Source organism: Ruegeria sp. G2, assembly GCF_056533505.1.
This window is the reverse complement of the sequence record NZ_JBQFON010000004.1, coordinates 104,640-117,348: the sequence shown is the minus strand read 5'-3', so window position 1 is coordinate 117,348 and position 12,709 is coordinate 104,640. Positions and strand designations below refer to the sequence as shown.

Annotated in this window: 10 protein-coding genes; 5 read left to right on the top strand and 5 right to left on the bottom strand. The window is 54.0% G+C overall.

What is annotated here, in order from left to right; all coding sequences use genetic code 11:
- Window positions 1–34: 34 nt before the first annotated feature.
- The gene (locus ACR0DU_RS09505) at window positions 35–961 is read left to right on the top strand and encodes a carbohydrate kinase family protein (RefSeq protein ID WP_480873971.1); all 927 of its coding nucleotides are present in this window, start codon (window positions 35–37) and stop codon (window positions 959–961) included.
- A gap of 616 nt (window positions 962–1,577) precedes the next feature.
- On the opposite strand, the gene ACR0DU_RS09500 is transcribed toward ACR0DU_RS09505, so the two are convergent.
- From ACR0DU_RS09500 to ACR0DU_RS09490, 3 genes are all read right to left on the bottom strand, one after another.
- Window positions 1,578–2,843 carry an ABC transporter permease gene (locus ACR0DU_RS09500; RefSeq protein ID WP_480873968.1) on the bottom strand — a complete coding sequence of 422 codons (1,266 nt, stop codon included), beginning with the start codon at window positions 2,841–2,843 and terminating at the stop codon, window positions 1,578–1,580.
- The gene (locus ACR0DU_RS09495) at window positions 2,840–3,646 is read right to left on the bottom strand and encodes a taurine ABC transporter ATP-binding protein (protein WP_010441534.1); all 807 of its coding nucleotides are present in this window, start codon (window positions 3,644–3,646) and stop codon (window positions 2,840–2,842) included. Before ACR0DU_RS09495 ends, ACR0DU_RS09500 begins: the two co-directional genes overlap by 4 nt.
- A gap of 98 nt (window positions 3,647–3,744) precedes the next feature.
- Window positions 3,745–4,740 (bottom strand): taurine ABC transporter substrate-binding protein, encoded by a 996-nt coding sequence (locus tag ACR0DU_RS09490; RefSeq protein ID WP_010441535.1) that lies wholly within the window; start codon window positions 4,738–4,740, stop codon window positions 3,745–3,747.
- Window positions 4,741–4,915: 175 nt separating this feature from the next.
- Here ACR0DU_RS09490 and ACR0DU_RS09485 point away from each other — a divergent pair, with 175 nt between their 5' ends.
- Complete coding sequence (locus ACR0DU_RS09485) at window positions 4,916–5,890, top strand: LysR family transcriptional regulator (RefSeq protein WP_319544559.1); 975 nt, start codon at window positions 4,916–4,918, stop codon at window positions 5,888–5,890.
- Window positions 5,891–5,962: 72 nt separating this feature from the next.
- On the opposite strand, the gene ACR0DU_RS09480 is transcribed toward ACR0DU_RS09485, so the two are convergent.
- Window positions 5,963–7,651: a Na/Pi cotransporter family protein gene (locus ACR0DU_RS09480; protein WP_260026933.1), complete on the bottom strand. Its 1,689-nt coding sequence runs from the start codon at window positions 7,649–7,651 to the stop codon at window positions 5,963–5,965.
- 277 nt (window positions 7,652–7,928) lie between these two features.
- Between ACR0DU_RS09480 and ACR0DU_RS09475 the strand changes: the two genes are divergently transcribed.
- The 3 genes from ACR0DU_RS09475 to ACR0DU_RS09465 all read left to right on the top strand — a co-directional run bounded on the left by ACR0DU_RS09475 (window position 7,929) and on the right by ACR0DU_RS09465 (window position 11,776).
- Entirely contained in the window at window positions 7,929–8,903 is a 975-nt protein-coding gene (locus ACR0DU_RS09475; RefSeq protein ID WP_480873963.1) for a LysR family transcriptional regulator, read from the top strand.
- Window positions 8,904–9,047: 144 nt separating this feature from the next.
- Window positions 9,048–9,344, top strand: coding sequence for a hypothetical protein (locus ACR0DU_RS09470; RefSeq protein ID WP_480873960.1), 297 nt, complete (start codon window positions 9,048–9,050; stop codon window positions 9,342–9,344).
- A complete protein-coding gene (locus ACR0DU_RS09465) occupies window positions 9,341–11,776 on the top strand; it encodes a GcvT family protein (RefSeq protein ID WP_480873957.1) in 2,436 nt (811 codons plus the stop codon). The genes ACR0DU_RS09470 and ACR0DU_RS09465 overlap by 4 nt, the downstream gene beginning before the upstream one ends.
- Window positions 11,777–11,784: 8 nt before the next feature.
- Here the strand turns inward: ACR0DU_RS09465 and ACR0DU_RS09460 are convergent, their stop codons facing one another.
- Window positions 11,785–12,702 (bottom strand): GlxA family transcriptional regulator, encoded by a 918-nt coding sequence (locus tag ACR0DU_RS09460; RefSeq protein ID WP_319544554.1) that lies wholly within the window; start codon window positions 12,700–12,702, stop codon window positions 11,785–11,787.
- Window positions 12,703–12,709 lie beyond the last annotated feature (7 nt).

Here is a 12,709-nt window from a genome sequence, read left to right as displayed (position 1 = left end):
ACCACGCCTTTTCTGAACAACGAAGGACTGCAGGATGATCCTGTGCTGCGGAGAAGCTCTGATCGACATGATCGCAGAACCAACGGTTTCGGGTGCAAAAGGTTTTGTTCCTCACTCCGGCGGAGCCATCTTCAATACTGCGGTCGCGTTGGGGCGCTTGGGTGTCCCGACGGGGCTATTGACAGGTTTGTCGACGGATATGTTCGGGGAACAACTAATAGCCGCCCTACAGATCAGCCACGTCACAACCACACATGCTGTTCGCTCGGATCGTCCAACGACTCTGGCTTTTGTGCAGTTGAAAGACGGGCATGCCACCTACAGTTTTGTTGATGAGAATTCTGCTGGGCGAATGCTGAGGCCAGAAGATATGCCCGATAAACTACCGGGCATCTCGGCATTGTATTTTGGTGGGATCAGCTTGGCCTGCGAACCCTGCGCCGATGCCTACGCTGCCTTGCTTGAACGCCATGGCGCAGAGCGTGCGGTAATGCTGGACCCGAACATTCGTCCGGGATTCATCAAGGATCAGACCCGATACCGGACCCGGCTGAACCACATGATCGCCAAGACTGACATAATTAAGGTATCAGACGAGGATCTTGATTGGATTATCCCCGGTCCCGAAAGCCATGCCGAGAAAGTCCCACTGCTGCTACAAGCAGGTCCTGCTGTCGTGATCGTGACCAAAGGGGGCGACGGTGCATCCGGCTATCTAGCGGATGGAACTGAGGTCTCGGTACCAGTTCAGAAGGTTAAAGTCGTCGATACCGTCGGTGCCGGAGATACATTCAATGCGGGCGTGCTGGCCGCACTAAATCACGCGGATCAATTAGATAAGCCATCCCTGCGCACCTTGCCGTCAAACAGTTTACGCGACGCGCTGGAGTTTGGGGCAAAAGTTGCCGCGGTGACCGTATCGCGCGCCGGGGCAAACCCACCCTGGGCGCAGGACCTCTGATTTTGGACAGACGCCGGAAGTGATGGAAAACATCTTGAAGTCACCCTTCAGCGAATATTATGCCCCTTCAAACGTAGTGAATTTGGCAGTTTGGCTGCAACACGGTCAGGTCTTACCCAAGCAGATAGCTTTCTACGGATCAACTTAGTTCTTCTACAAATATCTTGGCGCTAGGTTTGAGGTACAAGAGACGAGACAGATTGTGGCCTGCAGGCACGCTGGCGACGCTGAGAACCCGATCGGCTGACGCGACAGAGCAGCAACATGATCCAGCGAAGTATGATTGGTGCGACCTCACCTGTTAACCAATTGGTCAAGCCTCTCTTCAGCCTTGAAAACAGATCATCCAGAAACCGTGCATCGGCGTCCGCCAAAATCCCGACACCGATACCGCAATACGCCATGAAGTGCTTGCAACATTTTGCTCCCCTGAGAGCGCGCAGCTAGATCCTCACGCTATCTATCATCGGATTTTCTTTAGATATGGAAACAAATCAGTGCTTTACTGCCAGCCAGCACGAGGCAAGAGACCAGCTTCAAATAAAGAGCTGCCCCCAAATTTATTCGGAGGCAGCTTAGTTGTGAATTCAGCAAAAGCTGACTTCGGTGATGAAGGTCAGCTCCGGCCTTTCCACGGAACCAGCCAGTTTTCAGCCTTGCGCATCAGGATATCGATGCCATAGCCGATGATGCCGATCAGCACGATGCCCATGATGACAATATCCGTCAGCTGGAATTTAGAGGCCGCGATGATCATCATACCAGCCCCTTTCTGTGCCGCGACAAGTTCGGCCGCCACAACAGTACCCCAGCATACACCCATGGCGACGCGTGCGCCGGTGAAAATCTCGGGCAACGAGTTGGGCACAATCACATGGCGCATGATCTGCCACTTCGACGCCCCCAGCGAGTATGCCGCGTGGATTTTTGAGATGTTCACACCAGACACACCTGCACGTGCAGCAATAGTCATGATCCAAAGCGCCGCTAGGAACAGCAGGACGATCTTACCGGTCTCCCAGATGCCAAACCAGATGATGACCAATGGGATCAGCGCTAATGGCGGCACAGGGCGCATGAACTCTACGATTGGGTCAAACCAGCCCCGGAACCAGCCAGACAATCCCATTGCGTATCCGAGCGGAATGCCGATGAGCGCCCCGGCGACAAAGCCCGCGATAACCCGCAACAACGACCAACCAAGATGCTGCCAAAGCGAGAAGTTCTGATAGCCTTCGCTGGCGATCTCGAAGAAGCGCGCGACAACGGTCTCGGGTGCCGGCAACCAGATCGGGTTCATCTGCATACCCTGCGCCGGAGTGAAGCTGATCGCGCCTTTTCCGGTCAGTGATACTGTGCCGTCGCCCACGCTAACAGAACCATCCTCACCAATCGCTGTGCCATTGATGGCGATGATCTTCGCGCCATCTTTGCGCTTCACCTCATCATTTTTGTCGAACAAGATGGTCGAGGAACGACCGCTGGGCGCGACAAAGGCAACATCCTTGGCAAAGCCGTCACCAGGCTCAACCTCAAAGCTCTCCGCCTCCTCTCCAAAAGGGGGAACCTTTACATAGATCGTGGCATCATCTGTGTTGCCGTTTGCGTCTTCGACTGTGTACGTAAACTGCAAATCCCCGACAAAGGGGCCAGGGACATGGATGGGCAGCAGTTTTGAACCGGTAAACGCGGCCCAAATCACAAAGATCACAAGGATCGATATAATCGATGCTGCCCGGTCTGCGCGTACAGCACTTTCGTCGCCAAACGTCACAGTTTTGAGGCTCGTAAAGTCCTGACGGCTTTGCAAACCCTTGCGTAGCAGATGTACGATCAGAAAGGCACCGCCGAACAGGCCGACATAAAAAAGAAGTACCATCATGATGCTTGCTCCGTCCGGCCCATGATTTCCTCTTCCATTTCCCAAATCATCGAAAGGATTTCGTCGCGCGTTTCCGCAAAGCCCTCGGATTTTTTCACGTCACGAAGATCAGCGTTCACACCACGCTCGGCAAATGGCAGATTATATTCCTTGTGAATTCGTCCAGGGCGCGGGGCCATAACTATCAGCCGCTCACCTAGCAACAGGGCTTCTTCCACCGAGTGGGTGATCAGAATGATTGTCTTACCAGTTTCTTTCCATAGCTTCAGAACCAGGCCCTGCATTTTTTCACGGGTCAACGCGTCCAAAGCACCAAGCGGTTCATCCATCAGGATCACATCGGGCTCGTTTGCCAGGCATCGCGCCAGCGCGACGCGCTGCTGCATACCCCCAGACAATTCGTAAACAGCCTTTTCCTTGAAATCCTGTAAACCGACCACCTCAAGCAAATGATCCGAGATCTTGTCTCGTTCAGCTTTGGGCATGCCCTTCATACGTGGCCCAAAATCCACATTCTCGCGCACGTTCATCCACTCGAATAGGGCGCCTTTTTGAAACACCATTCCGCGTTCCGCATCCGGACCTTTGACCAAATGCCCATTCAGCTCAATGCGCCCTGAGGTCGGCGCAAGAAAGCCCGCAACAATGTTCAGCAAAGTTGTCTTGCCGCATCCTGATGGGCCAAGAACCGAGACCAGTTCACCTTCTTTCAGACTAAGCGATACGTCCTGGAGCGCCTGCACTGAAGTACCGTTAGGCAAGTCAAAACGCATGGACAGGTCTACGATGTCCAATTCAGGCATTCTGTTTCCTTCCTGCTGTTGCATCTGGGGACCGGCCCGCAACCGGACCAGTCCCCAGCGATCTGCATTATTTTAGTTGTCGAATGTTCGTCCCGATCTCAGTTTGAGGCTGAGCTCAGCGGATCTGCATTCACAGCACCTTCATAGGAATCCAGCGCGGAATCGATGCTACCCGCTGATACAAAGACGTTTGCGACGCCCTTCATAAAGTCTTGGGCACCACCACCTAGCCATTTGTCCGACAATTGCTCTTCGGCTGTCGGGAAACTGAATGTAGCGATCGTTGCTGCAGCATCGCTTGGATCCATACCTGCATCCTTGGCGATGACTGCCAACATATCATCCTTGTTGTCCCCAGCGGCCCATTGCGCATTGGCGTCTGCGGTCACTTTGAGAAACTTCGAGAGCAGTTCCGGTTCTTCTTCGATGAAGGAAGACGGAGCACTGGTCACATCGAAAACAAGAATGCCAAGCTCTTCCTTCTCAGCACCAGTCAGCAAGATATTGCCGTGCTCGGTCATGCGCCGCAGCGCACCACCCCAGCCGCACACCATGTCCAGGTTGCCTTGCGCAAAGGCGGCTGCCCCATCGGCAGGAGCCATATCGACAATTTCCAGCGAGCTTAGATCGACGCCAAAATGGTCCATCTGTGACAAGAAGCCATAATGCGCGGCGGTCCCAATCGGAACGCCAACCTTCTTGCCATTCAGCTCACCTGCATTTGTCTTGTCGATTTCAAGCGCTTCAGCGACGACACAATTGTCATTGTCCGAATAGCTTACCGCGACATCCACGGCCTGCAGATCCTGACCGGCAGACGTGGCTACGACAAAAGGCGGTACACCCTGGCTGACCGCGATCTGAACGTCGCCTGAAGCCATGGCGGCAGACATTGCAGTGCCCGTGTCGAAGGACACCCAATTGATCTTGACCCCCATCTCGTCTTCATAGGTCCCGTTTGCCTTCGCATACTGGAACGGCATCGGCCATTCCAAAAAGTACGCAACCGTTATTTCATCAAGCGCTGCGGCTTGTGAGGCGGTCACAGCGGCAATCCCGGCATAGGCCGTTGTAAGCAGATATTTTTTGATCATTTCGATTATTTTCTCCCTGCTGGTTCCGTCAGTTCGACCATTTCCGATGGTCGACTACGGATCAGTAAGAGAAACCATAGTCGGTAAGGGTCAATTTCGTAAATCAAAAAACATGTTGCGAAAAAACCGTAACTTTGTTTCGCTTTTCGTAAATAGTTTTTTGGAAGGGCCTGCAGTGACCAAAAAATCACTTAGCCTCAGATGGCTTGAAATCTTTCAACTGGTCTCGAAATTGGGGTCGATCCAAAAGGTGTCTGTTGAAACCGGTTTGTCAATCAGCACGGTTTCAAATCATCTGCGCAGCCTTGAACGGGCTCTGGACGTGGAACTGGTGGATCACAGCCGCCGACCGATGGGCTTAACGCCTGCTGGCACAGTGTTCTCCCGTCATGTCCACGAAGGCCTGATGGCTCTGAAACGTGGTGAGGCTGAGCTGCGCTCGGGCAGTTGGCAGCATGCAACAGATTTGCGTTTGGGTTTGATAGATGATTTCGACAGCCGTGTTGCGCCCGATTTGTTTACTCTTCTTTCGGCTCGGCTGCCGCGATGCAGCTTTCGCCACTTTACGCGCCAAAGCCACGAGATCATCGACAAGCTTCAATCGCAGGGTTTGGATGCTGGTGTCGCAACCCGACCTTCCTACCATGTCGAGGGGCTCAAAGAGTTCCCCCTACTTCGTGATCCCTTCATCGTAATAATTCCACCAGCCTTCGACGGTCCGGTTGAAGACCTTGCAAACCCCGATAGCAACTTGCCGTTTCTGCGATACTCGCGGGATCTCGCCATCGGCAAGCTTATTGAGATGCAGCTTACGCGCAGCAAGATAAATTTGCCCAACCGCTTCGAACTTGAGTGCAATCAATCCATTATCGGGCTGGTCGCAGGAGGCAGTGGTTGGACCATCACAACCGCCGCCAGCTACTATCGTGCACGTCGCTTCCACAAAAACACGCGGGCGATGCCTTTCCCCGGCAAAAGTTTTGCCCGCACCGTGTCGTTATTTACAACGGATGTATATCCCTCATCGACGACCCGGTTGATCCACAACGTATTGCAAAAGCTGATCCGTCAACATGTCACCGAACCTATGATATCGCGGTTCCCGTGGCTGGAAGATGATTTCCGAACAATCCCCGCTCCGGCTGAATAGTAAACGCCTCGTCATACGAGCTTAGCAGACGGATGTTTCAACATGGCAAAAGTTGCAGCCCTCATTCGCCCGCTAGGTTTCAGCCTCTTGCTCACGGGGGGGCAATTCTTCGATCAACCGTGTCTCAAGCAACTGACCGCTGGAGTAGAGGATCGGCGTCGAAATAGCGGCGATATGACTATTGAATTCACGAAGCGCCCGTAGGGTCTCGAGATGCACATCGCTGGTTTCGAAGCTTTCTGCCATGCCATTCTGCAGACGGCGGAAATGACGTTTTCTGCTGTCACGTTCGGCACGCTTGATCTCAGTCTTTTCCAAGTTCAGAAGCCGTGCACTTTCCAGATCTTCCGAAATAATGACGTTTGTCGCCAGTTTCAGATTGGCCAGTATTTTCTCGTGCATCTGTTGCACTTCCGACCATCCCTCTGGCGAAAACTGTTTTCCTGTTTCCCGCAATTCACCAGCCAGCACCGTCAGGCGCTTTGCCACCACGTCGCCTGCCGTTTCCAACCGGACTGCATATTCCAGCATATCGCGGGCTGCATCAGAATTTTTCGAATCCATCTTATCCGCAGGCAATGCTGCGACAAATGCCCGGATATCTGTCAAGCATTGGTTAACATCCTGATCTATAGCCTGAATTGCTTTGATCTGTTCGGGTTCACCAGATCGGTAGAGCCCCAGCAAGGGGCTGAACATCAGCTGCACAAGATCAGCCATTCGAACCAGCTCGCGTTTGAGGGCCGAGATCGCAAGGGTTGGAGACCCCGCCACTTGTGGATCAAGGGCGCTTGCGGGCCGAGCGAGCGGGTTGGCCTCTACGACTGGTTTTTCATCCGGTAGCAGCCGCATGAACGGAGCCTGCAACATTCCGCAGAAGGGTAAAGACAAGATCAGGAGTGAAGCATTGAACGCCAAATGCGCATTGACCAGCATCTGCCCCTGATAATCGCTGCCGATCATCCCAGCGCGCAAAGCCAAGTTCGCGGCAAACAGGCATAGCACGGCCCAGACCCCGCGAAGCGCGAGATTTGCGTAAGGAATGCGCCGGGCACGTATGTCCATCCCACGCGTTAACCAAACTGGAATGAGCGCGCTGCCCAAATTTGCGCCTAGCACCAATGACAATCCGGCAGAGAACGGCAATGCACCTATCTGGACCAGCGTGACGCACATCAAAATGGCCGCAACTGAACTGTGCATGACAAAGGCCAGCGCACCTCCGACAATGAATGCAGTCACATAATCGCGTACGAGATAGTCAGCGATTGCGGGCAGGAACGCGCTGTCCCGGATCGGGTCCATGGCTTCACGCAAAAACCGCAGAGAAATCAAAATAAAGGCGACACCCATCAGAATTCGACCGATCTGACGTGGCCGCTTTCGTTCGGTTTTGACAAATAACCAACCACCGATGGCCAATAGTAGCGGCACGAGCCAGTCAAGACGGAATGACAGTATCTGAATCACAAGGGCGGAACCAAGGTCACCCCCCAAAACAATTGCCAGACCCGCCGGAAAAGCCAGATATCCGCCCGCCGCGAACCCTGAGGCCAACAGCGCCACAGCAGCCGAGCTCTGTAGAACAACTGCCAAAAGCATCCCCGTCAGGCTGGAACCCATCATGCTGTTGTTTCGTGTCAGCACACGCTGGAACGAGGCGCCGTAACTCCGCTCGATCCCTGTTCGGACCATTCGAACCGCAAACAGCAAGAGCATTGTGGCTCCGGCCAGTTGAGTAAGAAATACTAGTATTGCCATGCGGTGCGGTCTTTCTGCTGCATCGGCCTGTTTAACGTCCAAATTCTATGAAATTCAAGCACAAACGAGGCAAACAATGGTGGCGATACGACATCTAGCGACTGGCGTCGAAGTACAAATGTATTTGGCAGGGCAGACCAATTGCAAGTCGCATTGCAGATTTTCAAATCAGCGTTTGGTATTTGAGAAACGGGTGCCGGATTTTGATAAATTGATATCAATGTTCGCATGAGGCGCTTAATTATACGCAGGTATGCCTGAATCCATAGGATCTAGAATGCCGCGCCAATCTGCCCCCAAAGATCTTAGTTTCAAATGGTTGGAACTGTTTCAGATTTGCGCTCAAAAAGGATCGATGCAAGCAGCGGCGAAAGAAACAGGTCTTACTGTCAGCACAGTGTCGCACCATCTGCGTAATCTCGAAGACCATCTGGGGGTTGAACTGTTCAATCACTCGCGCAGACCAATGGTTCTGACCCCAAAAGGAAAGGCTTTTCTACGAAACATTGACGATGCATTACAGTTGATCCGGATAGCAAAGGCTGAGGCGTCGGCAGGAAGCGTATCCGAAGCCAGCAATCTTCGATTGGGGACCATCGAAGATTTTGACAGCGACATTATACCGGAACTGGCCGTTTACCTGTCATCGAGCATGCCTGCCTGCAATTTCATGTATCACACAGATTCCAGCCATTCGATTATCGAGATGTTGCGCGATCGACAGTTGGACCTGGGAATATCCACCACACCCAGCGAAAGATTACGTGACCTGCAAGATCGTTCGCTTCTAAGTGATCCATTTGTCATCATATTGCCCAAGGCCAACGAGGCGCCTTTGAGCGATATTGTCAAAGGCCGCACTAAACTTCCGTTCCTGAGATTTTCCAGCAACCTTTACATCGCGCGTCAGATAGAAGCTCAACTACGGCGGATAGGGATATCAGCCTCTCACAGATTTGAATGCAGCAATAACCAGACGCTGATGTCGATGGTGTCAGCTGGTGCTGGTTGGACCATTACAACCCCACTGCTGTATTCGCGGGCGAAACGGTTTCAAGCCGACCTGCGTATGCACCCGTTTCCAGGTAAAAGCTTTGCGCGCACTCTGGCGCTGGTCACGACGCCAGATTGCTCCAGATCCGTTGTTGAATTGGTGGAGGATAAAACACGATCACTGATCAGCAACCGTATCATCGCTCCGCTGTGCGCAGAGATCCCTTGGCTGGCAGACAGTTTCAAATTGATTGAATAAAACCGGTCCACGCTCTTCAGAGTATCAGGTTGTTCCCGGATATGCCCATCCTGATCGACGGATAAGCAAGCGGTGAGAATGGCCTGCAAATCTCTTACGCCCCGGGTGCCCGCGTTCGGGCCTTTAATGCTCCACGCTCTGCCCATGCCTTGGATCGCCCGGGTCTGCGAGCGAACGAAAGAGGTTATCTCGCTCCTTGGCGGTGGAAATGCGCTTCGTGCCCTGCACCATATCGTTAGTGGAAAAGCCCATGTGATCCTCGGGGTGCAGGAGGTTGAGCAATTCAACAAAATGCTGGCCACTTATGTTGATCACATGCACTTTATTTCGATATTTTGCTTATTTATTTCTGATTTTGTGATCAAAAAGGTCGCAGCGCTTGTGATCCACACCGCAGATCGCGCTAATCCCAAAAAAACGAGCCGGAGGGTGATGCCATGAAATCGCGTACCAAGGTTGTTGTCATTGGCGGCGGTATCGCTGGGTGTTCGACACTCTATCATCTGACCCAAGAGGGTTGGACCGACGTAGTACTGGTAGAACGCAACGAGCTAACCAGCGGCACAACCTGGCATTCGGCTGCGCAGGTGACCAATTTTGGCATGAATCAGACTATGGTTGGACTGAAAACGCACTCGATCAATCTGTACAAGGAATTGGCCGAGGATCCAGATTACCCGATTAACTACCATCATGGCGACGGCGGTATCAGGCTCGCCAACACGCCGGAGCAGATGCAGGGGTATCGCCACTTTGCTTCCATGGCGCGCGGAATGGATGTGCATTTTGAGGTCATAGATGCTGAAGAGTGCGCCCGCCGCCACCCGCTGATCTCGACTGATAACCTATTGGGTGGGCTGTGGGATCCGCTTGATGGTGACATCGATCCGGCACAGCTGTGCCAAGCTCTGGCACGCCGTGCGCGCAAAGCCGGGGCCGAGGTTTATCGCAACACTCCGGTCACCGGGCTGACGCAGCACAAGGACGATACGTGGACGGTGCACACCGAACACGGCGATATTGATTGCGAAATAGTGGTTAACGCTTGCGGTTATCGGGTCAACGAAGTGGGCGCGATGATGGATGTACACCACCCCGTTGCCTCGATGGAGCATCAGTATTTCCTGACCGAAGAGATCGCGGCAATCCGCGACGCAGATCATCGCATGCCCTTGCTCCGCTGTCCGATCAGTGACTATTATTGCCGTCAGGAAAAGAACGGTTTGCTGGTCGGCTTCTATGAGCAGGATTGCAAAACCTGGGGCATGGACTGGATCGATCCGAATTTTGTCAACGCGTTGTGCCCTGACGATCTGGACCGCGTGACGGATGTGCTGGAAGGTGCGTTTGCCCGGATGCCCGCACTGATGGAGGTCGGCATCCACACCGTCGTGAATGGTCCGATCACCTATACGATTGACGGCGCACCTTTGGTCGGGCCGATTCCCGGCAAACGCAACGCTTTCTGCATCATCGGCCTGCGCGCAGGTCTGGGCGAAGGGGGTGGCCATGGCTGGCTGCTGGCCCAACAGATCGTTCATGGCGAAGCCTGCTATGACACGTGGTGCCTTGATCCGCGTCGGTTTACCGGACACACCAATGTGGAGCTGACCGCGCTGAAAGCAATCGAGGACTACCAGAATGAATTCCGCTTTCATTTCCCGCACGAACACCGGCCTGCCGGTCGCCCGGCCAAAACCACACCGCTGACCCCGATCCTCGCAGCAGAAGGGGCCGAATTTACAGTGGTCAACGGCTGGGAGCGGGTTGACTACATCAAACCCGCGCCTGACTTTCACCCAACGCTGAATTTCAGTTTTGACGAAACCTTTGACGTCGTCGCAGCAGAAATCAGAAACCTTCAAGAAAATGTCGGACTGGCCGAAGTTAACGGCTTCAACCGGCTGGAAATTAGCGGAGCCGACCGGCATGAGTTTCTGGACCGGTTAATGTGCGGCGCGGTGACAAAACGCGACGGGCGGGTCGGCCTTGGCTATCTGCTGAACCATCAGGGGATGGTCAAAGCCGAGGCCACAATCGCCAACTTGCCCGCCAGCGATCGCGGCCCGGCGCGGGTTTGGTATGGGTCCGCCGCCGCCAGCGAATACCATGATATGGATTGGCTGCAGGCGCATCTGCATGACGGCGAGGATGTGCAAATCCGCTCGCTCACAAATGATCAGTCCATACTGGTGCTGGCCGGACCCAAATCGCGCGACGTATTGTCCGCTTGTGCACGAGGAGATTGGTCACGAGACGCCTTCCCCTGGCTGTCTGTTCGCGAGTGCTTTGTCGGGTTCGCGCCGGCAACTGTGTTGAATATCAGCTTCTCAGGGGAACTGGCCTACGAGATACATGTCCCAAACGCCTCGCTTTATGCGGCCTATCTGGCGCTTCGAAAAGCAGGCGAGACACATGGCATGAAACTCTTTGGAGCCCGCGCCGTCGAGTCCATGCGGATGGAGAAAGGGTTCTTGCACTGGAAAGCCGACCTGCTCACAGAGTTCGATCCGTTTGAGACCGGTTTGGATCGGTTCGTGAAACTGACCAAAGGCGATTTCATTGGCCGAAACGCGTTGCAGAAATGTCTTGAGAGCGGTCCGCAGAAGAAACTGGTAAGCCTGAAAATCGATACAACCAAAGCACCTGCCCATGGTGGAGCCTCGCTGATGTTGGACGGCGTGGTTGTTGGTACCATCACGTCAGGTGACTGGGGCCACCGAACAGGGTTAAACCTTGCTTACGGCTTTTTGAATCCAGAATTTTCTGAACCCGGCAGCCGAATGCAGCTTGACCTGTGCGGAGAAATGATCGGTGCCGAGGTGATTGCACCTTCCCCCTATGACCCAGACCTCTCACGCGTGCGTAGCTGATCCGGAAGCTACCCGCCGTTCCGATAGGCAGTCGGTGTCTGCCCGAATTGAGCCCGGAACGCACGCGTCATGGCACTGGGGTTTTCATACCCGCAGCGGCTGGCGATTTCGGCCACGGATTGTTGGGTCTCGACCGCAAGTTTGCGCGCCAGATTCAGACGCAAGCGACGATAGAGCGCCTGCGGTGTTACACCCAGTTCGGCCAAAACACGGATTTCGATCTTCTTTTGAGAACACCCGAGTTGGCGGGCGATATCCTTTATCAATACCGGCGCATCCAATGTGCCTTGCATGACGCCCAGCACCCTATTCACAAGCCTGTCTTCGGATTTCATCTGTGGCGAAGCAGCGCTTGGTTCACCGCGGTTCATCAGAAGATGCGCGACCTCCATCGACAGCAATGGTCCATGGTCCGCAAGGATCAGCGCCGTGGCCAGATCATAAGCCGCCATAGCGCCGGAACAGGTGATCCGGTTGCGGTCGATCACAAAGCGCTCTTGCAGGGCATCAACGTCTGGAAATGCCTCTTCGAACCGCGATAATTCATCCCAGTGAATGGTTGCGCGATACCCGTTCAACAAACCTGCATCAGCAAGCAACCAACTTCCGGTATCCAGGCCAGCCAGCCGAGAATGTCGACTTGACGCACGGTGCAAAGCGCGCAACGTTTCTGAAACGGAATGCTCCAGATATCCATATGACGGCATGACGATCAGAGCATCGCCCACTGCAGCCCCGATGGCACCGTGAGGTGCCACCTGCAACCCACTGGAACTTTCCACAGGTGCACCGTCTGGCGAATAGAATTGCCAGGCATAGAGGTGCTGCCCCGCCAAAGTGTTCGCGGCGCGCAGCGGCTCAACCATGTTGGCAAGGCACAGGTTCGAGAAACCATCGAACAGCAAAAAGTTGTAGGTCTCAGTCAATTTTTTC